Origin of the sequence: Mesorhizobium sp. M0496, assembly GCF_040321205.1 — a bacterium.
Lineage (GTDB): Bacteria > Pseudomonadota > Alphaproteobacteria > Rhizobiales > Rhizobiaceae > Mesorhizobium.
In genome coordinates this window covers 60001-85379 of the sequence record NZ_JAMYRC010000019.1, presented here as the reverse complement: position 1 = coordinate 85379, position 25379 = coordinate 60001, and the positions used below count along the sequence as shown (strand labels likewise).

The window sequence follows — 25379 nt, the reverse complement described above, 5'->3', positions numbered from 1 at the left end:
GTCAAACCAGCATCCATTACGCCCCACCCCTGTTCCACCCCCTGCCCCGATCCCCGAACATCACATAACCAGCATCCGTCACCGCTAGCGTGTCCTCCAGCTTGATGAAGCCGCGCGTCGGGTGGAGCATGGTCGTCTCGACCGACAGCACCATGTTCTTCTCCAGCGGCTTTGCCGCATAGGTGCCCTCATAGGTCACCGGGTGGTTGGTCATCAGGAACGGTGCCTCGTGCGTGATCAGGCCCATGCCATGGGCGAAGAAGTCCGTATAGGCCGCGACCTTCGACGCTTTCAGCACACCCTCGGCATGCGAAATCATGTCGCCGCCCAGCGTGCCTGCCTTGACCTTTGAAAAGGCTGCCTGCTGCACCGTCTCGACCTCGGCCAGCAGATCTTCGAGTTCGGCATCCGGTTCGCCGAGAATGCCCATGCGGCAGAGGTCGCCGATATAGCCGTGATAATTGCCGCCGGAATCGATCGACAGCACCTCGCCCTTCTTCCACGCTTGCGGCGAGGCGGCGCGGTTGTGGCTGGAGCCCAGTGTCAGCAGGCAATATTCGAAATGCGCACCGCGATTGGTTTCCTCGCGCCGCAGCCGCTCGATCATCTCGCTCTTGGTCGTGCCTTCGCGCGCCCAGGCGATGGTCGCCAGCATGGAATCGGTGATCAGTTCAGAGGCGGTGCGCAGCTTCTCCAACTCGGCATCGGTCTTGATGGCGCGCATGCGCTCCAGCATGTCGGTCGCATCGATCAGCTTGGCGTCCGGCAACGCCTTGCGGATCAGCGTATAGGCGTCCGACGGCAGGAAGCCGGGCTCGATGCCGATGCGGGCACCCGTCTTGCCGATCTTCCGTAGGTGTTCGACCGCGAGATTGGCGGCATCGAGCGTGCCCCAGCAGGCGGCGTGCAGCGTCGGCGTCCAGAACGGGTTGTTCTGATGCTCGCCGCCCTCCATGCGGTTGCCGATATAGGCGGCATGGTCCGGCCCGCCCTTTTCGTACACGACGATCGGCAGGTAACGGCTGTGGCCGATCGCATCCATGGCGGCAAAGAAGATGAACTTGTAGCCGCCCAGCAGATACTGCGTGTTGTGCTTGGAGGTGGCGAGCAGCACATCGATGCCGGCCTCCTCCATCAACCGGTCGACCCTTGCGTGGTCGAACGGGATATTGCCGACCGCATTCTTGCCCGGAGCAATGTTCATCTCTCTCTCCCTGAATTGCCTCGGATCGCCGCCTGTTCCGCTCCCGATCCCTTGGCTTTGGATCAAATCTGCACCATTTTGCCCGTGCTGGTCCATCCAGAAAGAGGCGAAATAGCACAACTCGACGTCACCACGTCGTCATCCGTCGCATATCAGGTCAATCTGGTCCTACCAGAATGGTCTGATAGAACCGCTTCCTCCAAACTGGTCCAGCGGATGAAAATTTCAAAGCCAAGCGAGCATGCGCCAATTCCGTCTCTGGCGAAACCCTCGGCAAGGCTCATAATCGCCGCCGCGGATGCTGGCGGCTCGCCAGCGTTCGAGGGGTATGGCGCACCCGGTCGGGTCGCGGAGAGGACGGAGTTCGATCATGTCAGATTTCACGATTTCGAGACGCACGATGCTTGCCGGTTCGGCGATGCTGCTGGCCTCCACCGCCATGCCGATATCAGGCTGGGCGCAGACGCCGAAGAAGGGTGGCCGGCTGGTGCTTGCCGCCGATTCCGAGCCGCGCAACCTCAACCCGGCGATTGTCGCCTCCAACGGCGTCTTCTTCATCTCCAGCAAGATCGTGGAAACGCTGGCCGAAGCCTCATTCGACGGCAAGGACGGGCTCGCGCCACGGCTGGCACTGAGCTGGGAAGGTGCCGCCGACGGGCTCTCGGCAACGTTCAAACTGCGCGACGGCGTCAAGTGGCATGACGGCAAGCCATTCACCTCGGCCGACGTCGCCTTCTCGGCGCTGCAGATCTGGAAGCCGCTGCAGAATCTTGGCCGCACCGTGTTCAAGGATCTGGCCAGCGTCGAAACTCCGGACGATCTCACCGCCGTATTCAAATTCGCCAAGCCGACACCCTTCCAATTGATCCGCAACGCGCTGCCGGCGCTGAGCAGCGTGGTGCCAAAGCACATTTACGAGGTCGGCAAGATCGAGGACAACCCGGCCAACAACGCGCCGATCGGCACCGGGCCGTTCAAATTCGGCGAGTACAAGGCCGGCCAGTACTACCGGCTGACGAAGAACACCGATTACTGGGACAAGGACGAGCCCTATCTCGACGAGATCATCTACCAGGTGCTGCCGGATCGCACGTCCGCGGCGAGCGCGCTGGAGGCTGGAGAGATCCAGCTTGCAGCCTTCTCCGCCGTGCCGCTGGCCGATCTCGACCGCATCTCCAAGGTGCCGGGCCTGAAGGTGATCTCCAAGGGCTATGAGGGGCTCACCTACCAGCTCGTCGTCGAGATCAACCATCGCCGCAAGGAACTCGCCGACCTGAAGGTGCGCCAGGCGATCGCGCATGCCATCGACAAGGATTTCGTCGTCAAGACGGTGTTCCTCGGCTATGCCGCCGCCGCCACCGGCCCGGTGCCGAAGAACGATCCGCAATTCTACACCGCCGACGTTCCCACCTACGCCTTCGACGTCGCCAAGGCCAACGCGCTGCTCGACGAGGCCGGCTACAAGAAAGGCGCCGACGGCAACCGCTTCTCGCTGAAGCTTTTGCCCGCGCCCTATTTCAACGAGACCAAGCAGTTCGGCGACTATCTGCGCCAGGCGCTGGCCGCCATCGGCATCGACGCAGAGCTGGTCAACAACGACTCGGCCGCCCACATCAAGGCCGTCTACACCGATCATGCCTTCGATCTCGCCGTCGGCCCGCCGGTGTTCCGTGGCGACCCGGCGATCTCCACCACCATCCTGGTGCAGAGCGGTATTCCCGACGGCGTGCCGTTCTCCAACCAGGGCGGCTACAAGAACGACGCGCTCGATGCCCTCATCGCCAAGGCATCCGAGACGCTCGACACCACTGCCCGCACCGACCTCTACAAGGAGTTCCAGAAAGAGGTGGCCGCCGACCTGCCGCTGATCAACGTCGCCGAATGGAGTTTTATCAGCGTCGCCCGCGACACCGTTGGGAATATTGCCAACAACCCGCGTTGGGCGGTGTCGAACTGGGCGGACACGTATTTGGAATCGTGACACAATTGCGCGGATGAGAGTTCGCGGAATGATCGTAGAGGTTGCGTTCTACGAGGCCCCTCTCTGTCCGGCAGGACAAAGGGGGGTGTACGCGCGCGACCTTTCTTTTGATCGTCGCGCCCCCTCGACGCTCCCATGACCCGCGCCCTCACCCTCCTTCGCCGTCGCCTCGTCGGCAGCGTCTTCGTGCTGCTGATCGTCGTCGTCGGCACCTTCCTGCTGCTCGAAGCGGCCCCCGGCGACGCGGTCGATGCCTATATCGTCTCGACTGGCGGCGATGCCGGCATGATCGAGCTGTTGCGCCATCGCTGGGGCCTCGACCAGTCGGAGCTGACGCGGCTCGCCAACTATCTCTGGGCGCTGCTGCATCTCGATCTCGGCCAGTCGGTGACGTTCTCCCGACCGATCCGCGACGTCATCCTCGAGCGCCTGCCCAACACGCTGCTGTTGATGGTCAGCGCCACCGCGCTCTCCTTCGGGCTTGGCTCGGCACTTGGCATATATGCCGGTGCACGGCCGGGCAGTTTCCGTGACCGCTTCCTGTCGATCGGCTCTCTGGCGCTCTATGCCGTGCCGGGTTTCTGGCTCGGCCTGGTGCTGATCGTCGTCTTTGCCGTCGACCTGCGCTGGCTGCCGATCGGCGGCATCGAAACCCTGGCCTCGGACAGGACAGGGCTCGACCGTGCAGCCGACATCGCCATCCATCTCGTCTTGCCGGTTTCTGCCCTCGGCTTCATCTATCTGGCGCTTTATCTGCGCATGATGCGCGCCGGCATGGCCGAGGTCTGGCGGCAAGATTTCGTCCTGGCCGCCCGCGCCAAGGGGCTATCCCGCCGGCGCATCGTTCTCGCCCACGTCGCCCGCAACGCACTACTGCCGCTGGTCACCATGCTCGGCCTGCAATCGGCGCAGATGCTCGGCGGCAGCGTCGTCATCGAGAGCGTCTTTTCCGTACCCGGCCTCGGCCGGCTGGCGCAGGAGGCAGTCGCCTCCCGCGACACGCCGCTTCTGCTTGGCATTATCCTCACCAGCGCCGTCCTGGTCATTGTCATCAACCTTCTCGTCGACATCGCCTATGCCTTCCTCGATCCGCGCGTCGGCGCGAGCGAGGCCCGCGCATGAGCCCGCTCCGCCGCTTTCTGCGCGCGCCTGAGGCGGTTGCCGGTGCCATCCTCCTCGCGGCGCTGATTGCCATGGCGCTGTCGGCGTCGCTGCTGTTCCCAGGCGATCCCCAAGCCATCGCTGGCCCCGCACTGCTGCCGCCGTTCCAGGACTGGTCGCTGCCGCTCGGCACCGACCGGCTTGGCCGCGACGTGCTGGCCGAGCTTTTTCATGGCGCCCGCACGTCGCTGGCCGTCGGGCTCGCGGCCGCGGCGGCGGCACTTGTCGTCGGCGCGGTGGTCGGCACATTGGCCGGTTTTGCCGGCGGCCTCGTCGACGAGGTGCTGATGCGCGTCACCGACGCCTTTCAGACCGTCCCGAGCTTCCTGCTGGCGTTGGCCTTCGTCAGCGTCGTCGGACCGTCGCTCGGCGTCGTCGCGATTGCCATCGCGCTCGGCACCTGGACCGGACCTGCCAGAGTGGCCCGCGCGGAAGTCCTCTCCATCCGCGAACGCGATTATGTCGCCGGGGCCAGGGTCATCGGCATGCACCCGCTGGCGATCGCCTTTCGCGAGGTGCTGCCCAACGCCTTGCCGCCGGTGCTGGCGATGTCGTCGGTGATCGTCGCCGCCGCGATCCTCACCGAAGCGGCCTTGTCCTTCCTCGGCTTGGGCGACCCCAACCGGGTCACCTGGGGCGGCATGATCGCCGAAGGCCGCACTGTTTTGCGCACCGCACCCTTCCTGTCGATCGTTCCGGGCATAGCGTTGGTTCTGACCGTGCTCGGCGTCTATCTCGCTGGTGAAGGCATCGTCGAGACGACGGCAGTCAGGAGAGGCCTTTCGTGACCGCCCTGGCTACGATCCGCGACCTGACGGTGACTTACCGCCGCGACGGCAGCGAGGTGGCGGCACTGAAGAGCGTCAGCCTCGACATCGCCGCTGGCGAACGCCTCGCCATCATCGGCGAAAGCGGCTCGGGCAAGAGCACGCTGGCACTGGCCATTGCCGGGCTGCTGCCGGCTGCGTCCAGGGTTGATGGGCGCATCGATTGGTTCTTCCGACCGCCGCCAAGGTTGGGCGCCAAGGCACCCCCCTCTGTCCTGCCGGACATCTCCCCCGCAAGGGGGGAGATTGGCGGTGTCGCGGGTGGCTCCTTGCGTGCGATCTCAATGATTGGCGAAAGCGGAGATGATGGCGTAATCTCCCCCCTTGCGGGGGAGATGTCCGGCAGGACAGAGGGGGGTGTGACGGAACGCCAGCCTCTCAAATTCAACACCGCGCCCAGCTGCACGCCCGTCCTCGGCCGCGACATCGGCTTCGTCTTCCAGGATCCCTCAGCCAGCCTCGACCCCGTCATGACGGTCGGCAAACAAATCGCCGAAGTCGCGCGCACCCATCTCGGCCTCACATGGGCAGAGGCGTATGCGAAAGCAAAAAACTTGCTGGAGCGTGTCCGCCTGCCCGATCCGGATGCCGCCTTGCGCGCCTTCCCGCATCAGCTCTCCGGCGGCCAGAAGCAGCGTGTAGCGATCGCTGCGGCCATTGCGGCCGGTCCGAAATTGCTGATCGCCGACGAGGCGACCAGCGCGCTCGATACCATCGTGCAGGCCGAGATCGTCGCCTTGATCCGGCGCCTGGTGGCCGAGGACGGCATGACACTGCTGTTCATCAGCCACGACATCGCGCTGGCGGCCGAGCTTGCCGAGCGCATCGCCGTTTTCCGTTATGGCCAGCTGGTCGAGCTTGGCACGACGGCGCAGATCATCAATGCACCTGGCCAGGCCTACACACGCGCGCTGCTCGACGCCCATATCGGCCTCGACGCCAAGCCGTTGCTGAACCGAGCCGAGCTCCACGCATGAGCCTGCTGACCGTATCCAACCTCACCAAACGCTACCGTCGCGACAAAAAGGCCATCGCTGCCATCGACGATGTCTCCTTTCACATCGACCCCGGCGAGACGCTGGCGTTGGCCGGGCCCTCCGGCAGCGGCAAGTCGACCATCGCGCGGCTGGTGCTGCGGCTGAACGAGCCGGACGCTGGCCGCATCGACTTCGAAGGCAATGATTTTCTGGCCTTGAGCGGGGCTGCGCTGCGAGCGCGTCGCGCACGCCTGCAAATGGTGTTCCAGGACCCGTTGGCCGCCTTCAATCCGCGCGCCACGGTGGCACGTGTCCTCGACGATCCCTTGCGCATCCATGGCATCGCCTCCCGCGCCGAGCGCCCGCGCCGCATCGCCGCCTTGCTGGAGCGTGTCGGGCTGACGGCCGACCTCGCCACCCGCGCCATCCATGAAATCTCCGGTGGCCAGCGGCAGCGCGTCGCCATCGCGCGCGCCATCGCGACGAAACCGTCGCTGATCGTGCTCGACGAAGCGGTGTCGGCGCTCGACGTTTCCGTGCGCGGACAGATCCTCGACCTGTTGCTTGACCTGCAACGCCAGGAACAGATTGCCTATCTCTTCATTTCACATGATCTCGGCGTTATCAGCGCCATCGCCCACCGCGTCGTCCTTCTCGACGCCGGGCGGATTGCCGAGAGCGGCGATGCCCGAACCGTCATCGGCGCACCGCAATCGGCCGTCGGCAAGGCGCTGGTGGCGGCCGCACCGAGATTGAACCGGACCACACAGGACGCATCATGACCGATCCCGAAGCCAGAGCCGAGAAGCTGTCGCGCGAACTCGATTCCGCCTTTCGCAACCGAGCCGATCTGTACCGCCTGTTCCTCGAGGAACTGACCGGAGAACTGGGCGCTGAAAGGGCCGAAGCGGTCATGACCCGCGCCATCGAACAGCGCGGCAAGGAAGTGGCCGCAGCCGCCTTCGCCGGCTTCGGCCCCAATGACGCACGCGCGATCGGCGAGGCCTTCCTGGCCGTCAGCCCGGATGGCGGCCTGATGTACCCGACCGATGTCGAACGCAGCGATGATCGCATCGCCTTCAAGGTGAAACGCTGCCCGCTGAAAGATGCCTGGGTCGAGGCTGGGCTTAATGACGAAAAACTCGCAACGCTCTGCCGTATTGCCGGCGCCTTCGACCGCGGCCTGTTCGAGGCGACCGGCGTGCGTTTCGACAATGTCACCTGGACACCAGGCCACGGCTCCGGCTGCTGTCACATCGCATTGACAGACCAGGATGCCGGATAGCTCAGTACTCGCCATACCGACAACGGCCGGCTTCGGTTTCGACGGCGGCTAAGCCGGTCAAGGAAGTCGATCCGTCCTATCAGGAGTGGCTCCGCAAGCGCGAGCACGACCTGACCAGCGAGGAACGCGCCTTCGTTGAACGCCGCCGCGAGGCGCTGAGACAAGACGGCCTCGTCACCGAGACCTACCGGCGCGTCGGCGTCCGCGAAGCCTTGGCGCGCGGGGCGCGGGCCGGCCTCTTTTGACACCCGGCCGACGCCTGTTCGATCAATAGCCGACGGTGAAGCGCTGCCGGATATGGGCAGGCTTCTCGATCTCGTCGACCATGACGATGGCGTAGTCCTCGAACGAAATGCTGCTGCCCTTGTCCGAGGCGAGAAGCGTGTCCTTGCCGAGGCGGAATTTTCCGGTGCGCTCGCCCGGGACGAACATGGCGGATGGCGACAGGAACGTCCAATCGAGGTCGCCGACCGTCTTCAACTTGTCCAGGAAGTCGGCGCCTTTCTGCGCTTCGGCCTTGTAGATATCAGGGAATTCGGGGGTATCGACCAGCCGCTTGCCGGGCGCGACTTCGAGACTGCCGGCGCCGCCAACGATGAGATAGCGCTTCACGCCGGAGGCCCGCACAGCGGCAATCAGCGTGTCGGCGTCGCTGTCCAGAAAATGCACCGTGCTGATCACCACATCATGGCCGCGGATCAGATCGGCAAGACCCTGCTCGTCGAAGACGTCGCCCTTCCTGGCCGTCACGCGTGGCAGCGCCGCGATCTTTTCCGGGTTGCGCGCAATGCCGGTGACGGTGTGGCCGCGATCGGAGAGTTCTTTGAGAAGGCGCGAACCAACTGCGCCGGATGCACCAATGAGAGCGACTTTTGCCATGTCTTTCAGTTCCCTTGTTGAAGATTTTCTGGGGATCACGCCGCCGCGATATGGGCGACGAGATTGTCGAAGCTGCCGAACAGTGCGTTCGAACCGATGAGCCGGGGCGCGTCGTTGCGGATGACCGCCAGCGAAGGCACGCCATCGGCCTGCAGGCGCTGGAACAGCGAGCGGCCACGGCCGACCAGCTCGCGGTGGGCCGTCAGCAATGTTTCGGTCGGCGCCTTGAGCATCTCGGCGGCGTCCGCCATGCCGGCGGCGGCGAGCACCTCGGCCACACCGCCGATCGTCACGACATCGCGTCCATCCACGTAGCGCGCCCGTTGGATCGTCTTCAGCGCGGCAAGCCGGCGGCTGGGATCTTCCAGACCGGCGGCACTGATACCGAGCGTGGCGGCATGCGAATCGAGCAGGGTTCCGCGGACGCCAAGGACATTGTGCCGGTAGGCCGGTGTGAACACTTGTCCGGTCAGGCGCTCGATGCGCTGGTCGTTCGCCCAGGCATGGGCGGCAAACCCCTCATCCATCGGACGCGCGCCGGCGCCGGAGAACAGGCCGGTCGGCAGCAGCTCGACGCGCAGGCCGCTGGCCAACAGTCTGTCGAGCATCGGGGTGGCGCCATAGCACCAGCCGCAGAGCGGATCGAAAAGATAGGTCACTTCTGAATTGCTCATGATCGCTGCCATCCTTGGTGTGGGACACCGGCTTGGTTCGGGATATTGGGCTGCTGCGCCTGTCCAGCGTGTTGGCCGATATATGGCAAATGGCGTTCTTGCGAAAAATAGCACTCAATAATACAAACTGTCTGATCCAATCATACAAATGGTGCCGCCTTGGCCGAACTTCTGAACCTCAATCGGCTCGCCTACTTCACCACGGTAATGGAGACCGGCTCGTTCACCGCCGCGGCCGACCGGCTTGGCGTCGCCAAGGCTGTGGTCAGCCATCAGATCGGCAAGCTTGAGGAGGAACTGGGCGCAACGCTGCTGCAGCGCACGACACGGCGTGTCACGCCGACCGAAGAGGGCCGCCTGTTCTATGACCGCGCGATGATCATCTTGCGGGAAGCGGAGGCGGCCTATGGCGAAATCTCGCGCGGAACCGTCGAACCGAGTGGAACGCTGAGATTGACCGCACCGCTCGACTACGGCACCAAGATGGTGGCCCCGGTCATGGCGGCCTATCTCAGGGCCTATCCGCATATGCGCGTCGAGGCGATCTTCGACGACGCGGTGAGCAATCTGGTGGACGAGCAGATCGATCTCGGCATCCGTGTCGGCTGGCTCACGGATTCCTCGAACCAGGCGCGGCGCCTGGGCACGATACGGCAGGTCGTGGTGGCGAGCCCTGGCTTCGCGGCAAGCCTGCCGCCCGACGTGACGCCGCGCCAGGCAAGATCCCTGGCCTGGGTCGGCAACGCCCAGCTGCGCGGCATCGGCCAATGGCTGTTTTCTAGGGATGGTGAAACGGTGCTGACCGAGCTCAACCCGGTCATCATGTGCGACAAGAGCCCGGCTGCCCTGGCTTGCGTGCTTGCCGGCATCGGGCTCGGCGTGTTTCCGGATTACAGCGTCAGCGACGATATCACTGAGGGACGGCTGGTGCCGGTGTTTGCCGACTGGACCTTGCCGACCGGCGGCATCCATGCCGTGTTTCCACCAGCCCGGTTCCGGCCCGCCAAGGTGCGCGCCTTCGTCGACCTGCTCGCGGCTGCCGAGAAGAGGCGATCGCGCGGCGTCGCCATGGCGTGACGCCGTCAGCGGGCCTCTTGCAGGATCATCTCGGCTGCCTTCTCCGCGATCATGACGACCGGAGAGTTGGTGTTGCCCGAAACGATTGTCGGCATGATCGAGGCATCGACCACGCGCAGGTCAGCAAGCCCGTGAACACGCAGGCCGTCGTCGACCACCGCCATCGGGTCCGAACCCATCTTGCAGGTACCGACGGGGTGGAAGATCGTCGTGCCGATATCGCCGGCCTTGCGGATGAGGTCTTCGTCGCTGTCGTACTGCGCGCCGGGCAGCATCTCTTCCGGCGCAAAGCGCGCCACGGCCCGGGCCTTCATCAAACGGCGGACATGGCGCAGCGAAGCGATGGCCACGCTGCGGTCTCCCTCGGTGGAAAGATAGTTCGGCCGGATTTTCGCCGCCTCATGCGGGTCGGACGATCCTATATGCACGGTACCTCGGCTTTCCGGGCGCAGATTGCAGACCGATACCGTCACTGCTGGAAACCGATGCAGCGGCTCGCCCAGGCGGTCGGTGCTCAGCGGTTGCACATGGTATTCGAGATCAGGTGTTTCGAGGCGTGGATCGCTCCTGGCGAAGATGCCGAGCTGGCTCGGCGCCATCGACAGCGGCCCGCTGCGCCTGAGCGCGTATTCGAGCCCCATCGACGCACGGCTGAACAGATTGTGATAGCGCTGGTTGAGCGTCGCGGTGTTGGCGACCTTGAAGACGGTGCGGATCTGCAGATGGTCCTGCAGATTTTCACCAACGCCCGGCAAGGCGTGGCGGACATCCACGCCAAGGCTCGAAAGCAGGTCCGGGCGGCCCACCCCCGACAGTTCGAGCAGCTTCGGCGAGTTGATGGCGCCGGCAGCGAGAATGGTCTGGCCGGCTGACACGCTGTGCAGGCCACCGTCTTTTCGGAACACCAGTCCGGTTGCGCGCCGGCCGTCGAATTCGAGCCGTTCCGTCTCCGCGCCGAGCACCACGCGCAGGTTCTCGCGCGCCGCAATACCGCGCAGGAACGCCTTCGAGGTGTTCCAGCGCACGCCCTTCCTCTGGTTGACCTCGAAATAGCCGGAGCCTTCATTGGTGCCGGTGTTGAAGTCGTCGGTGCGCGGAATGCCGAGTTCCTCGGCCGCGTCCCGGAAGGCGTCGAGGATCGGCCATGACAATCGCTGCCGTTCGACCCGCCACTCGCCGCCGCTTCCGTGCATGGCGCCCTTGCCGCCGTGATAATCTTCCGATTTGAGGAAATAAGGCAAGACATCGTCCCAGCCCCAGCCGGCATTGCCGGCCTGCCGCCAGCCGTCATAGTCGGCTGCCTGGCCGCGCATGTAGATCATGCCGTTGATCGATGAACAGCCGCCAAGAACCTTGCCGCGCGGATAGTTGAGGCTGCGCCCGTTGAGACCGGCTTCCGGCTCGGTCTTCATCATCCAGTCGGTGCGCGGGTTGCCCATGCAGAAGAGGTAGCCGATCGGGATATCGACCCAGTGATAACGGTCGCTGCCGCCGGCTTCTAGAAGCAGCACACTGTTGCGCGGATCGGCGGAGAGCCGGTTGGCGAGCACGCAGCCGGCGGAGCCGGCGCCGACAATGACATAGTCGTAGTCGCCGAACGGGGACGGTGAAGGTTCGCTCACGTGCGTGCCTGCTGTGCGGCGATGCGCTCCCACATCGGGGTCATCGCCTGGTTGATCTCGCCGTACAGTCGATACCGCCGTGCGTATGCGTCGGCAACCGCCTCGTTGGGTACAAGGTGCCGGGCGGCGGCCGTCATGGCCGCGGCGCCCGTGCTGTAGTCGGCGAAGATACCGACGCCGGTGCCCGCCGCAATTGCCGCTCCCAGGGCGCCGGTCTCGCGGCTGCGCGCCACGGTAACGGGTACGCCGAGCACATCGGCGAATATCTGCGGCCAGACCGTGCTGCGCGAGCCGCCGCCGGACAGCACCACCGCGTCGAAGTCGGCGCCCGCTTTGTGCAAGGTCTCGACATGGCGCTTGTGCTCGAAGGCGACGCCCTCGAACAGCGCGCGCAGCAGATGGGCCCGGCTGTGCCAGCCGGCGATACCGTAGAAGCCGGCGCGCGCATGGCCATTCTGCTGCGAGCCGTAGAGGAAGGGATGATAGATCGGGATGTCGCTGTTCGGATCGACGGAAGCGACGAGTTCGCTGCACAATTCGAACGGCGACTTGCCGGCTTCGCCGCCATGCTCGAGGAATTCGCGAACGATCCATTCGAGGTTGGCGGCCGAGGTCGCGCTGGATTCGATCGCCAGATAGCGCTGGCGATCGAAAGTCGACAGCATGAAAATCGAAGGGTCGCGGATCGGTTCGTCGGTGATCACCTGGTTGATGCTCCAGGTTCCGGCGATGACCGAGGCGGCACCGGTTCTGGTCACGCCCGAGCCGACCGCGCTGGCGACGACGTCGAACAGCCCGGCGATTACCGGCGTGCCGGCGCGCAGTCCCGTCAGGGTCGCCACCTCCTTGCTGACATGGCCGGCAATGTCGGCCGATTCCAGCACCGGCGGCAGCAGATCCATGCAATCATCGAGCCCATAGGCGGCAAGCAGATCCGGCTCGTAGCGCCGGTCCCGCATCTGCAGCAGGCCGCAACCTGACATGTCTGATGTATCGCTGCTGCGCGCGCCTGTCAGGCGGTTGACGACGAAATCCTTGCACAGGAAAACCGTGCCTATTTTGGCGAACAGGGCCGGAGAGAAGCGCTTGAGCCAGGCAAGCAGGGTTGGCGTCTGCGCCGCCCACGGCCGTTGCAGGCAGTGTGCATAGGTGCGGTCGCCGACATTTTGTTCGGCCCATTCGGCAACGATGCCGACCGCGCGCGTGTCGAGCGACTGAATGCCGATCAGCGGCGCACCCTCACGATCGAGCGCGTAGAGCCCGTTGCCATGGCCGGCGCAGCCGATGGCGACGATCTCGCCGGCGTCGATGCCGGCTTCAGCGATACATTGACCAATGACCGAAACCGCGTTGCGCCAGAGTTCGTCGAGGTCGCGCTCGACATGTCCGGGCTTTGGCATGGACGAGCGGCCGTCGCGGGCGGCAAGCGCCAGCTCGCGTCCCGACAGGTCGAAGAGGACGGCCTTGATGACGGTGTTGCCGGCATCGAGGCCGAGAATATACTTACCCATTGGCTCCTCCCGACGCCGCCTATGCCTGCTTGTACAGGTCCCAGGCGACGGCACCATCGGCATCATCGTGGATGATCGCCATCAGCCCCCGCACGACCGCGCTCGGATCGGCATGTTGGTAGATGTTGCGGCCATAGACCATGCCAAGCGCACCCTGTGCCATCAAGGCAGCCGACTTGTCGAACACGGCGCGCAGATCCTCCTTACCGCCGCCGCGCACCAGTACCGGGCAGCGCGCGGCCTCGACGACACGGTGGAAATCGTTGGGGTCGGTGGTCGGATCGGCCTTGATGATATCGGCGCCCATCTCGCGGGCAAGCCGGGTCAAGGTGACGATCTTTTCGGCGTCGCCGTCGACCATGTAGCCGCCATGTTCGGCAACCGGCAGCATGGCCAGCGGCTCGATCATCAGCGGCAGGCCGTATTTCTCGCAGTCGGCACGCACACGGGCAATGTTCTGCACGCATTGCCGGAACAGGTCGGGCTCGTCGGGCAGCATGAACAGATTGACGACGACGCAAGCCGCATCCATTTCGATGGCGCCAAGCAAGGGCTCGGCCTCGTTCTGCAACACCGCCCACATCGCCCGGTGGCGTATCCTGTTGTAAGGATTGCCCATGTCGATGCGCATGACCAGCGCCGGCTTATCCTTGCCTGGTACGGACTGCAGCAGATCGGCCTGGCCGTAGTTCATCTGAATGGCGTCGGGGCCGGCCTTGACCAGCTGATTGACGACCCCAGCCATGTCTTCGAGACCGGCCAGGAAGCTCGGTTCGTTGCAGACGCCATGATCGATAGCCACGTCGAGGCAGCGGCCACCGCCGAACAGCCGGTTCATGCGGACTTTCTTGTTCACGCGCATAGGGCGCTCCTTTGGTGCGTCTGGAGATCGATGCCGTGCCGGTCGGCCAGCAAGGCGAGGAAGGTCGAGCATTCGGCGGCAGCCTGGTCGGCATTCCAGCCTTTGTGCGCCGCTAGCATGTCGAGAACGGCGTTGACGAGGTCGAAGCTGAGGCCGCCCGAAATGGCAATGGTGGTGCGGCGCAGGAACAGATCGGCAAGGCACTCGACATGCTCACGCTCGATGATGTGCCCGATCTCGCTTGCCGAATAGTCCGACTGCGGCAGCATCTGTTCGCCCGCCGGGTGCGAAACGAAGTCGCTGGCCGAGGTGCCGTAGCGCTGCAGAAGCGTGTGCGCGCGCTCGACCTGCAGGCCGTGCTCGGCGGCGAATGACGCGCACCAGGCCTCCGGGTCGGCCGGAAAGTCACGGCCGCCACCGACAGCCATGTCCTGCGTTTCCTTGCTGCGCGCGAGCCCCAATCGCTTCAACGCCATATCGGCTGCCAGCGCTCCAAATGAACGGAAAGTGGTCCACTTGCCGCCGATCATACAAAGCGTCGCCGGCAGATGCCCGCTCGCTTCGACGAACTCGCAAAAATGATCGCGCGGTATGCGGCTCGTAAAACTGTCTTCGCTGGCGGGCAAGGGACGTACCCCCGCGAAGCGGAACACGATCTGGTCGTCGGTAACCTTGATCGAGGGGAAGACGAAAGCGAGCGACTGCAGGATGTAGCGCTGCTCGTCCTCCTCGCAGCGGACTAGGTCCGGATCATCGACCCGGATGTCGGTCGAGCCGATCAGCACCTTGCCTAGATAGGGAAACAGGATGCAGATGCGGCCGTCCTCGTTCTCGTAATAGACCATGTGGCCGCCGAGTGCGGTGTAGAGTTCTGCATTGTCGACGATGAGATGCGAGCCCTTGGTGCCGCCCATCATCTTTGGGGCCGCGGCCCCGATGGCCTTGTTGGTCAGGTCGATCCAGCCGCCTGTGGCGTTGATGACCAGTTGCGCCCGCACCGGCAGTTCTTCGCCGGTCAGCGTGTCGGTAATGGCAAGGCCGGCGCCCGTCGACGACACCAACGCATAGTTCAAGGCGCGCGCGTTCGCCCCGCTTGCCGTGGCATCCAGCAGCATCTCCAGGCCGAGGCGTTCGGGCCGGCTCACCCAGGCGTCGTAGTAGGTCGCCGAGTTGCGGATCGCCGGATTGATCGCCGGCCATGTCTTCAGGGTCTCGGCTCGCCCCCTGAACCTGTGCGTCGGCATCAATCGCCGCGCGGAGGTGAACAGATCATACATGGCAAGGCCGGTCTTGATGACCAGCGCGCCGCGCCGGCTGGGCCGCCGCGTCAGCCCGAGGAAACGCACCGCGCCGTTGGCAAGACCCGAAAACATATCGAAGATCGGCACCGTCGTTGGCAACGGGGCCACATAGTGCGGCGCATTCCTCAGCAGGCGGTCGCGTTCGAGCAGCGATTCGCGCACCAGTTTGAATTCGCCGTTTTCGAGGTAGCGCAGGCCGCCATGCACCATGCGCGAAAGCGCGGCACTGGCACCGCCGCAAAAATCGCCCTTTTCCGCCAGCACGACATCGACCCCTTGCAAGGCCAGTTCGCGAAAGACGCTGATGCCGTTGATGCCGCCGCCGATGACGAGCACGGCAATGTCCGGCCGGTCGCGCAGAGCGGCTGTTGTTTGGCTACGGTTCATTGGACTGTTGCCTTTTTGCTCAGGCAACCATCGCCGTGAGATGCGCGGCTGCCGCCGCGTCGATCGCCGCAAGCTCGCTTGCCGCAAGCGTGATCGCGCCGGCCCGTGCATTGTCGAGCGCCTGTTCGGGATTGCGCGCGCCGCACAGGGCGAAAGTGATGCCCGGCTGGGCCAGCGTCCAGGCAATGACGATCTGAGCCATCGAGGCCTGGTGGTGGGCGGCAATCGGGGCGATGGCCTGCTTCAGCTTTGCGACCTTCTGCCGGTTGGCTGTGGAGAAGCGCGGATTGTCCTTGCGCTGGTCGTCGCCGCCGAATGTGCGGCCGGGGTCGACCGTGCCGGTGAGCAGGCCGAGCGCCAGGGAGGAGTAGCTGAGGGTGGCGATGTCATGGCGGCGGGTGATCGGCAGCAGGCTGTTCTCGATGTCGCGGTCAATCATCGAATAGCGTTCCTGGATCGCATCGAGCTGGCCGGCATCGATATAATGGCCGAGATCCTCGGCGCTGATATTGCTGGCGCCGATGGCGCGGATCTTACCGGCCGTCTTCAGTCTTTCCAGCACCGCCATCGTCTCGGCGATAGGCGTCGTCGGGTCCTGCCAATGGGTGATGTAGAGGTCGATATGATCGGTGCCGAGACGCCGCAGGCTCTGCTCGACCTCATAGGCAATGCCGTCGGCGCCGAGATAGCGATGCACCGGCTTGTCGTCCTGGTCGAAGAAATAGCCGCCCTTGCCCGAATGCCAGTTCAGCCCGCATTTGGTCGCGATCACCACTTTGTCGCGCTTGCCCTTGATGGCGGTACCGACGATCGCCTCGCTGCGGCCAAGGCCGTAGGCCGGTGCGGTGTCGATCAGGCTGAGGCCGGCGTCGATCGAGGCCTCTATCGCCCGCACGGACTCCTTCTCGTCGGTGCCGCCCCACATCCAGCCGCCAATCGCCCACGTGCCCAGGCCTACAGCCGACGCCGATATGCCGGACTTGCCGATCTGTCGCTGGATCTGTCGAGAATTCATGCTGCCTCCTGTTCGGCCAGCTCGAGGATCTGGAGCCCGGTGGCCTCGTCCGTGACGATGGTGTCGAGATGATTTCCGCGCATGGCGCTCAGGATCGGCGCGACCTTGCTGGGGCCGCTGGCGATGCCGATCGAGCGTGGGATGGTCGCGAACTCGTCAAGCGTCAGCGAGACCAGCGAACGGTTGAGCGAGTAGTTGCAGAGCTTGCCCTGGCGATCGATGAGATGAGCGAGTAGTTCGCCTGTCGCCCCGGACTTCTCGATCGCCTGGCGATCGGCGTTCGAGGACGGATGCAGATCGTAGTAGCTGGAATCGTCGGTCAGGATGGAGCCGACGCCCACCACCGCGACGTCGGCCTCGCGCGCCTTGCGAAACACGTCTGCGACGGAGCTGATCCCCATCAGCATCTCGCGCTGCTGCGCGGTATCGGCAAACAGCGGCGCATGGATCTGATAGGCGCGGCCGCCGAGCTTGTCGGCCATAAGCGAGGCAACGTGATTGACGTCGGTATAGTGCTTGCCCTGCACCAGCCCGGTGGCCGGGATGATCTCGACATCGTATCGGCGTCCCGGCTTGAGGCCGGCTACCAGCGCGCTGACGCCCTTGCCGCCGGTGATCGAGATGGTGTCGCCATCCTTGATGGTATCGAGCAGCAGTCGCGCCGCCGCCTCGCCGACCCGCTGCAGGGCTGTGTGAGGGTTTTCGGAGACCGACGGCACGACCACCGCCCGCTCGATACCGCCAAGCGCCACCAGCCGCGCTTCGAGGTCGACCAGGTGGTCGATCGGTGACTTGATCTTGATCTCGACGAGGCCGAGCTGGTGGCCGCGCTTGATCAGCCGGTTGACGGTGGCATGCGAGATGCCGAGTTCCCCGGCGATCTCGGCCTGGGTTTTGCCTTCGACATAATGCAGGACAAGCGCCTGGTGCATCTGGCGGACAGCGGCAATGTCGTCGCGGGTGTTGGGTGGGGCCATGGCCTTGTTCGGTGCCTTTGGAGTTCAGGACTTCTTGCGGTGCAGGAAGTGATCGATCGATACGGCTGCCAGCAGGATGCATCCCTTGATCATGTCCTGCCAATAGACTGAGATATCGAGCAGGATAAGCGAACTCGTCACCACCGAGAGCAGCGCCATGCCGAGGATCGCTCCGAAGATGGTGCCCGAGCCGCCATTCAGCGAGGCGCCGCCGATGACGGCCGCGGCAATGATGTTGAGTTCCATGCCGGCGCCGAAGGTCGGCGTCGCCGCGCCGAAGCGCGCCATGTAGATGACGCCGGCCAGTCCGGCGAGGGTCGAGCACAGCACCGTGACCCAGAACTTCACCTGATTGGTTCTGATGCCGGAGAACTGCGCGGCCTTCTCGTTGGAGCCGGTGTAGAAAACCTTGCGGAAGGCCGTGGCGCGGCGCAGCAGGTAGTCGAAGATCGCCACCACCACAACGAAGATCAGGATGACATAGGGGATGTTGTTGAAGCTGCCCTGACCGATGGCCTTGAAGGCCGGCGGCAGGGTGAACAGCGAAAGCGGCGTGCCCTTGGTGACGACCAGGCACATGCCGCGCACGATGACCATGGCCGCCAGCGACGTGATGAAATGATTGAGGCCTATCACCGTGACGAAGAAGCCCATCGCCGCGCCGATCAGTGCACTAACGCCAATGCCGATCAGGCTTGCCGTCCAGGGATCGAGGCCGGCGAGGAACAGCGCGCCGGAGACGACCATTGAGAAACACACGACCGAGCCGACGGAAAGGTCGATGCCGCCGACAATGAGCAGGATGGTCATGCCGACGACAACGATGCCTTCGATGGAAAAGCTCATCATCATGGCGCGGAAATTGCCCCATGTCAGGAAATGCGGCGAGGCGAAGCTCATGGCGATGCACAGCGCCAGGATGATGACGATCAGCCCGGCCTCGCGCATCGATGCGAGCTGAGCGAAATTGATGCGCCGCCCGGCGGCCTTGATCTCGGCGTGCACGAGCGCTTCTCCTGATTCCCTAGGCGACATTCTGAGCCTGCCTTTGAGTTGAACTGTCCTGAACGCCCGAGGCGAGCATGATGATGGCTTCCTCGCCGAGCTCGCCGGCTGTGAGTTCGCCGGCGATCCTGCCTTCGCGCACCACCAGGACGCGGTCGCACAAGCCGATCAGTTCCGGCAGTTCCGACGAGATGACGACGACGCCGACACCGCTGCCGGCAAGCTGGCGCAGCAGCCGATGGATCTCCACCTTGGCGCCGACATCGATGCCGCGTGTCGGTTCGTCCATGATGATGACCTTGGGGCTGACGGACAGCTGCTTGGCTATGGCGACCTTCTGCTGGTTGCCGCCGCTCAGCGTCGAGACGGCAGCCTCGATGCCGGCCATGCGCACGCCGAGCCTGCCGGTCAGTTCCCTCGCCTGACGATCCTCGGCCTTGCGATCGAGCAGGCCGAGTGGCCCGGTCACCCTGCCAAGGTCAAGCGCCGAGATGTTCGCCGCGATCGGCAGATCGAGGAACACGCCGGAGCCTTTGCGGTCTTCCGAAAGGTAGACCAGCCCCGCCTTGACCGCATCGCCATAGCCGCGCAGCCGCAGCTGCTTTCCGTCGAGTGCAACGGTTCCTGACGTCATTGGCCTGAGACCGCAGACCGTTTGCGCGATCTCGCTGCGGCCGGCGCCGATCAGGCCGCCTATGCCCAGAATTTCACCGGCGCGGAGCTGAAGATCGACGCCGGCGAAACGACGGCCGTCGGAAAGCCCCTCCACCGAGAGGAGCAGGCGCCCGGGCTCTTGCGGCGCCAGCTTGTCGGGGTAGAGCTGAGTGATTTCGCGGCCGACCATCTTGCGCACGACGTCATCGGGGGAAACGGCGGCAATCGCATCGGTCGCCACGTAGCGGCCATCGCGGAAGACGGTGACGCGGTCGCACAGTGAGAAGATCTCGGCCATGCGATGGCTGATATAGACCACCGAGATGCTGCGGTGCTTGAGCCCGCGCACGATCGAAAACAGGCGCTGCGCTTCGCTTTCGGTGAGCGCCGCGGTCGGCTCGTCGAGCATCAGCACCTTGCAGTCGAGCGTCAGCGCCTTGACGATCTCGACGAGCTGCTGGTTGGAAATGGAAAGGTCGGCGACCCTGGTGCGCACCGGAATGGGCGCGAGCAGGTTCATGACCTTCTGGGCATCGGCATAGAGCTTCTGGAAATTCATCAGCGGCGCGCGCCGGCTGTTGATCGCGGCCATGTAGATGTTTTCGGCGACCGTCGCATCCTGGCAGAGCGCGATCTCCTGGTGGACGAGCGCGATGCCGAGACGTTGGGCGGCCGCGGGTGAGAGGATCGAGAGCGGCTCGCCGTCGATCAGGATGTCGCCCTCGTCGGGCTGCAGCACACCGGCGATCATGTTCATCAACGTCGACTTGCCGGCGCCGTTCTCGCCGCACAGCGCATGGATTTCGCCGCGCCGCAGCTCGAACTTCACGTCGCTCAGCGCCTTGACCGGGCCGAACGCCTTGGACAGGCCACGGATTTCAAGAATGGGCGCCAGGGTCACGCCATGCTCCTGCGAAGGCGATTGCTGAGGAGGAAGGAGGCCGAAGCCTCCTTCCGATTTGGTCCGACTCTGCAAGGGTCGGGAACGAAAGATCGAGACTATTCCTCGATGCCCTTGGTGCCGCGACGCTTGAGATACTTGTCCCAGTAGAAGTCGTCCGCATTGTCCTTGGAGACGATGGAGAAACCATTGTCGACGAAGGGCACGCTCATCGGGTTGAAGCCCGAACGCTGGGCGTCGTTCATCGGATCGATCAGGCCAGGATGCTTGGCCATCCACAACAGCATGAAGCCCATATAGCCTTGCATGCCCTGATTGGGATTGACCGAGCCGAAGATCTCGCCGGCCTTGATCATGTCGAGAATCTTGGCATTGACGTCGGCGAGCATGACGCGGATCTTGCCGCCGCCTTCCTTGGCCGCCTGGGCAGCACCGATGGCCGAATTGGCCTCCGGCATGAACACGGCGCCGAGATCGGGATGCGCCTGGGCCAGGCTCAGAACCGCCTGATAGGCCTTGGTCGGATCCTGGTTCGAAGCGGCGCGGCCGACCAGCTTCATGTCAGGCCATTTGGCTTCCATGCGGGCAACGAAAGCGTTGACGCGCTTGTCGTGATTGTCCTGACCGGGATTTTCCAGCACCGCATATTCGCCCTTGCCGTCCATCGCCTTGGCAACGGCGTCGGCGGCATAGGTGCCTTCGGCATTGTTATCGGAGGTGATGTAGGAGACGCGCTTGGAATTCGGCGAGTCGGCGGCGAAGGTCACCACCGCTGTGCCCTGCTCGATTGCGCGGTTGATCGGCTCGATGAACGGATCGGAGTTCATCGGGTGCACCAGTATGCCGGCCGGCTTCTGAGCCAGCGCCTGGTCGAAGGTCGCGATCTGCTTGTTGACGTCGTATTCGGGCGTACCCGTATAGGCGGTCTCGCAGCCGAACTGCTGGCCGGCCTGCTTGAACATTTCATAGACCGGGAACCAGTATTCGACGCCCGAGACCATGACGTTCATGACGTATTTTTCACCCGGCTCGCATTTGAACGGGTTGGGGGTTTCGGCGCGTGCTTGCATCGACCCAAAGCAGGTCGATGCAGCCGCCGCGATTGCGAGCGTGCTCAGAAATTTGCGCAAGTTTCCTCCCTTGGCCGAAGCCATCCTCAATGACCGTCGCAGGCGCTCAATGAGCGCTGCCGTATGGATTTGATGACGCCGACCTTCCTCCGAAAGCCGACGATCGGGACATTACAGCGCCGTTTCGTACTGTCAATATAATTCACATATTGAAATATATTTCACACCATACGCGCTACAAGACACCACACGTTCTGGTTCGATGAGGCCGGTCGCGGTTGGGGCCAAGGTCTCGCACTTTTTTGGCAAGGCCTTCTCGCTTGACGGCGAAGCGGAGATGGAATGTTGGAGGGACGTTCGCGGTGAGCCGATCGCCGGCAGCGCCTTCATAGTCTGGCGTCCGGTCGAGTGTTGGTGGCGTCTGCTCGGCTTGGAGCTTGACGCTCTCTCCCTGTCGTTAGGAATCCTGCGTTGGGCGGCAGGGCGACGCACGGACGAGCAAAAGCCGCTTCCGGTCAGCGACATGGGAATTGATCATGAAGGCTTTCCGGCCGGCTCGTTCCGAGACGCCCCCGAACGCAAACAGCCCGCCGGCATTTTGCCTGGCGGGCTGATTGTGATGTTGGTTGCGGGGACAGGATTTGAACCTGTGACCTTCAGGTTATGAGCCTGACGAGCTACCGGGCTGCTCCACCCCGCGTTACCTTTGGTATAAGCCGAGGCTTACAAATAGCATGGCTTACAAATAGGTAGATGGCTCACCAACTGAAAGGGCCGCTTACGCGGCCCGTGGTTCCCGTTGGCGGGCCTAATCATAAAGAGAAGATTTCTCTCACATCCGATGTGAGATCAACGTGCGTTTAGCAGACCTGGCAGCGACCTACTCTCCCGCGTCTTGAGACGAAGTACCATCAGCGCTGGAGCGTTTCACGGCCGAGTTCGGAATGGGATCGGGTGCAGCCGCTCCGCCATAACCACCAGGTCGGCAAAACGCACGTTGTTCGAGAAGCTGGGTTAGGGATTAGGCAGTAGGGAATAGTGAGTAGGGGATACCCGCTCGCTATAGGCCTGCGCCATTTGCCCGTCTTTCCGTGCCAAGGCGACGTTTTCTACAGGACGCTTCGGGCATAAGCCCGCAAGCGCGACTGCGCGTCGCCGGTTTTCCGGCGCCCTCGCGGAGCATAGGCCCGTTAGGGCCGCTCATGCGTAAGCGCTGATAGGACCATTTGACTTCGTCAAATGGGCATAAGGAATGAGAACGATCAAGCCGATCGAACTATTAGTACCGGTAAGCTTCAAGCGTTGCCGCTCTTCCACACCCGGCCTATCAACGTGGTCGTCTTCCACGGTTCTCAGGGAATACTCGTTTTAAGGTGGGTTTCCCGCTTAGATGCCTTCAGCGGTTATCCCGTCCGGATATAGCTACCCTGCTATGCGGCTGGCGCCACAACAGGTCCACCAGAGATCCGTCCATCCCGGTCCTCTCGTACTAGGGACAGATCCTTTCAATATTCCTACACCCACGGCAGATAGGGACCGAACTGTCTCACGACGTTCTGAACCCAACTCACGTACCGCTTTAAATGGCGAACAGCCATACCCTTGGGACCTGCTCCAGCCCCAGGATGCGATGAGTCGACATCGAGGTGCCAAACAACCCCGTCGATATGGACTCTTGGGGGTCATCAGCCTGTTATCCCCGGCGTACCTTTTATCCGTTGAGCGATGGCCCTTCCACGCGGGACCACCGGATCACTATGACCGACTTTCGTCTCTGCTCGACTTGTCAGTCTCGCAGTCAGGCAGGCTTATGCCATTGCACTCAGCGAACGATTTCCGACCGTTCTGAGCCCACCATCGCGCGCCTCCGTTACTCTTTAGGAGGCGACCGCCCCAGTCAAACTACCCACCATACATTGTCCCGGACCCGGATAACGGGCCGCGGTTAGACATCCATAGTAATAAGGGTGGTATTTCAAGGGTGGCTCCACCTGAGCTGGCGCCCAGGTTTCAAAGCCTACCACCTATCCTACACATGCCACTACGAATGCCAATGTAAAGCTATAGTAAAGGTGCACGGGGTCTTTCCGTCTAACCGCAGGAACCCCGCATCTTCACGGGGAATTCAATTTCACTGAGTCTATGCTGGAGACAGCGGGGAAGTCGTTACGCCATTCGTGCAGGTCGGAACTTACCCGACAAGGAATTTCGCTACCTTAGGACCGTTATAGTTACGGCCGCCGTTTACTGGGGCTTCGATTCAGAGCTTGCACCCCTCCTCTTAACCTTCCAGCACCGGGCAGGCGTCAGACCCTATACGTCGTCTTGCGACTTCGCAGAGCCCTGTGTTTTTGATAAACAGTCGCTACCCCCTGGTCTGTGCCACCCTCCTCTACTTGCGTAGAAAAGGGTCACGCTTCTTCCGAAGTTACGCGTGCAATTTGCCGAGTTCCTTCAGCATAGTTCTCTCAAGCGCCTTGGTATACTCTACCAGACCACCAGTGTCGGTTTCGGGTACGGTTTATAAGGAGGAGCTATTTCCTGGAACCACGCAGCAGCCCGTTCAATCCGATAAGATTGGACTACCTCAATGATCCGTCACTACCTCCAAGCCCACGAATATTAACGTGGTTCCCATCGACTACGCGTTTCCGCCTCGTCTTAGGGGCCGGCTAACCCTGCTCAGATTAGCTTTAAGCAGGAACCCTTGGTCTTTCGGCGGGGGAGTCTCTCACTCCCCTTACGTTACTCATGTCAGCATTCGCACTTCTGATACCTCCACCACCCCTCACGGGTATGGCTTCATCAGCTTACAGAACGCTCCGCTACCGCTTGGCCCTTGCGGACCAAACCCTAAGCTTCGGTGTATGGCTTTAGCCCCGTTACATTTTCGGCGCAAAGACCCTTATTTAGACCAGTGAGCTGTTACGCTTTCTTTAAATGATGGCTGCTTCTAAGCCAACATCCTGGTTGTTTTGGGATCCTCACATCCTTTCCCACTTAGCCATAACTTGGGGACCTTAGCTGTAGGTCAGGGTTGTTTCCCTTTTCACGACGGACGTTAGCACCCGCCGTGTGTCTGCCGACTAGTACTCCCAGGTATTCGGAGTTTGGTTAGGTTTGGTAATCCGGTGAGGACCCCTAGCCCATCCAGTGCTCTACCCCCTGGGGTATTCGGTCGACGCTCTACCTAAATAGATTTCGCGGAGAACCAGCTATTTCCGAGTTTGATTGGCCTTTCACCCCTAGCCACAAGTCATCCCGAACTATTGCAACAGTTATGGGTTCGGTCCTCCAGTAAGTGTTACCTTACCTTCAACCTGCTCATGGCTAGATCACTCGGTTTCGGGTCTAATGCGACGAACTGAACGCCCTATTCAGACTCGCTTTCGCTGCGCCTACACCTAGCGGTTTAAGCTTGCTCGTCACACTAAGTCGCTGACCCATTATACAAAAGGTACGTGGTCACCCAGGACGAACCTTGGGCTTCCACTGTTTGTAGGCAATCGGTTTCAGGTACTCTTTCACTCCCCTTGTCGGGGTGCTTTTCACCTTTCCCTCACGGTACTAGTTCGCTATCGGTCATGCACGAGTACTTAGGCTTGGAGGGTGGTCCCCCCAATTTCAGACAGGATTTCACGTGTCCCGCCTTACTCGAGGACGATTGATTGCATTACGCGTACGGGGCTGTCACCCACTATGGCCCTACTTTCCAGAAGGTTCCGCTTGTCTCTCAATCGCCACTGGCCTGGTCCGGGTTCGCTCGCCACTACTTCCGGAGTCTCGGTTGATGTCCTTTCCTACGGGTACTTAGATGTTTCAGTTCCCCGCGTTCGCCACTTTACCCCTATGTATTCAGGGTAAGTTACCTATTATCGATACTTGGAAACCACAGCAGCAAGTCGGCCTTGCGACCTCTGGCTGCTCTGATTTTCCAAGTACCTTAGGTGGGTTTCCCCATTCGGAAATCTACGGATCAAAGGGTATTCGCACCTCCCCGTAGCTTATC

Annotated in this window: 19 protein-coding genes, 1 tRNA gene and 2 rRNA genes (1 of these 22 running past the window's edge); 7 read left to right on the top strand and 15 right to left on the bottom strand. The window is 62.8% G+C overall.

The window, feature by feature from the left end:
• Positions 1-16 precede the first annotated feature (16 nt).
• Positions 17-1204: a M24 family metallopeptidase gene (locus tag NKI73_RS17635; RefSeq protein ID WP_352631813.1), complete on the bottom strand. Its 1188-nt coding sequence runs from the start codon at positions 1202-1204 to the stop codon at positions 17-19.
• A 370-nt stretch (positions 1205-1574) separates the two neighbouring features.
• Between NKI73_RS17635 and NKI73_RS17630 the strand changes: the two genes are divergently transcribed.
• The 6 genes from NKI73_RS17630 (at position 1575) to NKI73_RS17605 (ending at position 7435) form a co-directional block, all read left to right on the top strand.
• Positions 1575-3185: an ABC transporter substrate-binding protein gene (locus NKI73_RS17630; RefSeq protein WP_352631811.1), complete on the top strand. Its 1611-nt coding sequence runs from the start codon at positions 1575-1577 to the stop codon at positions 3183-3185.
• 135 nt (positions 3186-3320) lie between these two features.
• Positions 3321-4307: an ABC transporter permease gene (locus NKI73_RS17625; protein WP_352631809.1), complete on the top strand. Its 987-nt coding sequence runs from the start codon at positions 3321-3323 to the stop codon at positions 4305-4307.
• Positions 4304-5134, top strand: coding sequence for an ABC transporter permease (locus NKI73_RS17620; RefSeq protein ID WP_352631807.1), 831 nt, complete (start codon positions 4304-4306; stop codon positions 5132-5134). The genes NKI73_RS17625 and NKI73_RS17620 overlap by 4 nt, the downstream gene beginning before the upstream one ends.
• Complete coding sequence (locus NKI73_RS17615) at positions 5131-6150, top strand: ABC transporter ATP-binding protein (RefSeq protein WP_352631805.1); 1020 nt, start codon at positions 5131-5133, stop codon at positions 6148-6150. The genes NKI73_RS17620 and NKI73_RS17615 overlap by 4 nt, the downstream gene beginning before the upstream one ends.
• Entirely contained in the window at positions 6147-6932 is a 786-nt protein-coding gene (locus tag NKI73_RS17610) for an ABC transporter ATP-binding protein (protein ID WP_352631803.1), read from the top strand. The genes NKI73_RS17615 and NKI73_RS17610 overlap by 4 nt, the downstream gene beginning before the upstream one ends.
• Complete coding sequence (locus NKI73_RS17605; protein WP_352631801.1) at positions 6929-7435, top strand: L-2-amino-thiazoline-4-carboxylic acid hydrolase; 507 nt, start codon at positions 6929-6931, stop codon at positions 7433-7435. Before NKI73_RS17610 ends, NKI73_RS17605 begins: the two co-directional genes overlap by 4 nt.
• Before the next feature lie 267 nt (positions 7436-7702).
• On the opposite strand, the gene NKI73_RS17600 is transcribed toward NKI73_RS17605, so the two are convergent.
• Together NKI73_RS17600 and NKI73_RS17595 are read right to left on the bottom strand one after the other, a co-directional pair.
• Positions 7703-8314 carry an NAD(P)-dependent oxidoreductase gene (locus NKI73_RS17600; RefSeq protein WP_352631799.1) on the bottom strand — a complete coding sequence of 204 codons (612 nt, stop codon included), beginning with the start codon at positions 8312-8314 and terminating at the stop codon, positions 7703-7705.
• A 35-nt stretch (positions 8315-8349) separates the two neighbouring features.
• Positions 8350-8988, bottom strand: a complete 639-nt coding sequence (locus tag NKI73_RS17595; protein WP_352631797.1) for a DsbA family protein — start codon at positions 8986-8988, stop codon at positions 8350-8352.
• 159 nt (positions 8989-9147) lie between these two features.
• Between NKI73_RS17595 and NKI73_RS17590 the strand changes: the two genes are divergently transcribed.
• The gene (locus NKI73_RS17590; RefSeq protein ID WP_352631795.1) at positions 9148-10065 is read left to right on the top strand and encodes a LysR family transcriptional regulator; all 918 of its coding nucleotides are present in this window, start codon (positions 9148-9150) and stop codon (positions 10063-10065) included.
• A 5-nt stretch (positions 10066-10070) separates the two neighbouring features.
• Here the strand turns inward: NKI73_RS17590 and NKI73_RS17585 are convergent, their stop codons facing one another.
• The 12 genes from NKI73_RS17585 to NKI73_RS17530 all read right to left on the bottom strand — a co-directional run.
• Positions 10071-11687, bottom strand: a complete 1617-nt coding sequence (locus NKI73_RS17585; RefSeq protein WP_352631793.1) for a GMC family oxidoreductase — start codon at positions 11685-11687, stop codon at positions 10071-10073.
• Positions 11684-13198, bottom strand: a complete 1515-nt coding sequence (locus NKI73_RS17580) for an FGGY-family carbohydrate kinase (RefSeq protein ID WP_352631791.1) — start codon at positions 13196-13198, stop codon at positions 11684-11686. Before NKI73_RS17580 ends, NKI73_RS17585 begins: the two co-directional genes overlap by 4 nt.
• A 19-nt stretch (positions 13199-13217) precedes the next feature.
• Positions 13218-14060 carry a class I fructose-bisphosphate aldolase gene (locus NKI73_RS17575; RefSeq protein ID WP_352631789.1) on the bottom strand — a complete coding sequence of 281 codons (843 nt, stop codon included), beginning with the start codon at positions 14058-14060 and terminating at the stop codon, positions 13218-13220.
• A complete protein-coding gene (locus tag NKI73_RS17570) occupies positions 14051-15748 on the bottom strand; it encodes a glycerol-3-phosphate dehydrogenase/oxidase (RefSeq protein ID WP_352631787.1) in 1698 nt (565 codons plus the stop codon). Before NKI73_RS17570 ends, NKI73_RS17575 begins: the two co-directional genes overlap by 10 nt.
• Positions 15749-15767: 19 nt before the next feature.
• Positions 15768-16763: an aldo/keto reductase gene (locus NKI73_RS17565; RefSeq protein WP_352631785.1), complete on the bottom strand. Its 996-nt coding sequence runs from the start codon at positions 16761-16763 to the stop codon at positions 15768-15770.
• On the bottom strand, positions 16760-17740 hold the full coding sequence (locus tag NKI73_RS17560; RefSeq protein ID WP_352631783.1) for a sugar-binding transcriptional regulator: 981 nt from the start codon (positions 17738-17740) through the stop codon (positions 16760-16762). The genes NKI73_RS17565 and NKI73_RS17560 overlap by 4 nt, the downstream gene beginning before the upstream one ends.
• A 24-nt stretch (positions 17741-17764) precedes the next feature.
• Entirely contained in the window at positions 17765-18688 is a 924-nt protein-coding gene (locus tag NKI73_RS17555) for an ABC transporter permease (protein ID WP_352631858.1), read from the bottom strand.
• Positions 18689-18764: 76 nt separating this feature from the next.
• Positions 18765-20300: a sugar ABC transporter ATP-binding protein gene (locus NKI73_RS17550; protein ID WP_352631781.1), complete on the bottom strand. Its 1536-nt coding sequence runs from the start codon at positions 20298-20300 to the stop codon at positions 18765-18767.
• 98 nt (positions 20301-20398) lie between these two features.
• The gene (locus tag NKI73_RS17545) at positions 20399-21430 is read right to left on the bottom strand and encodes a substrate-binding domain-containing protein (RefSeq protein ID WP_352631779.1); all 1032 of its coding nucleotides are present in this window, start codon (positions 21428-21430) and stop codon (positions 20399-20401) included.
• A 563-nt stretch (positions 21431-21993) separates the two neighbouring features.
• Positions 21994-22070, bottom strand: a tRNA-Met gene (locus NKI73_RS17540).
• A 167-nt stretch (positions 22071-22237) separates the two neighbouring features.
• Positions 22238-22352, bottom strand: a 5S ribosomal RNA gene (gene rrf / locus NKI73_RS17535).
• Positions 22353-22628: 276 nt separating this feature from the next.
• Positions 22629-25379: ribosomal RNA gene (locus tag NKI73_RS17530) — 23S ribosomal RNA — on the bottom strand (it continues 70 nt past the right edge of the window).

Coding starts and splice junctions, on each gene's coding strand:
- NKI73_RS17635 (WP_352631813.1), bottom strand. CDS start 1,204: ATGAACATTGCTCCGGGCAAGAATGCGGTCGGCAATATCCCGTTCGAC.
- NKI73_RS17630 (WP_352631811.1), top strand. CDS start 1,575: ATGTCAGATTTCACGATTTCGAGACGCACGATGCTTGCCGGTTCGGCG.
- NKI73_RS17625 (WP_352631809.1), top strand. CDS start 3,321: ATGACCCGCGCCCTCACCCTCCTTCGCCGTCGCCTCGTCGGCAGCGTC.
- NKI73_RS17620 (WP_352631807.1), top strand. CDS start 4,304: ATGAGCCCGCTCCGCCGCTTTCTGCGCGCGCCTGAGGCGGTTGCCGGT.
- NKI73_RS17610 (WP_352631803.1), top strand. CDS start 6,147: ATGAGCCTGCTGACCGTATCCAACCTCACCAAACGCTACCGTCGCGAC.
- NKI73_RS17605 (WP_352631801.1), top strand. CDS start 6,929: ATGACCGATCCCGAAGCCAGAGCCGAGAAGCTGTCGCGCGAACTCGAT.
- NKI73_RS17600 (WP_352631799.1), bottom strand. CDS start 8,314: ATGGCAAAAGTCGCTCTCATTGGTGCATCCGGCGCAGTTGGTTCGCGC.
- NKI73_RS17595 (WP_352631797.1), bottom strand. CDS start 8,988: ATGAGCAATTCAGAAGTGACCTATCTTTTCGATCCGCTCTGCGGCTGG.
- NKI73_RS17580 (WP_352631791.1), bottom strand. CDS start 13,198: ATGGGTAAGTATATTCTCGGCCTCGATGCCGGCAACACCGTCATCAAG.
- NKI73_RS17575 (WP_352631789.1), bottom strand. CDS start 14,060: ATGCGCGTGAACAAGAAAGTCCGCATGAACCGGCTGTTCGGCGGTGGC.
- NKI73_RS17570 (WP_352631787.1), bottom strand. CDS start 15,748: ATGAACCGTAGCCAAACAACAGCCGCTCTGCGCGACCGGCCGGACATT.
- NKI73_RS17565 (WP_352631785.1), bottom strand. CDS start 16,763: ATGAATTCTCGACAGATCCAGCGACAGATCGGCAAGTCCGGCATATCG.
- NKI73_RS17560 (WP_352631783.1), bottom strand. CDS start 17,740: ATGGCCCCACCCAACACCCGCGACGACATTGCCGCTGTCCGCCAGATG.
- NKI73_RS17555 (WP_352631858.1), bottom strand. CDS start 18,688: ATGCGCGAGGCCGGGCTGATCGTCATCATCCTGGCGCTGTGCATCGCC.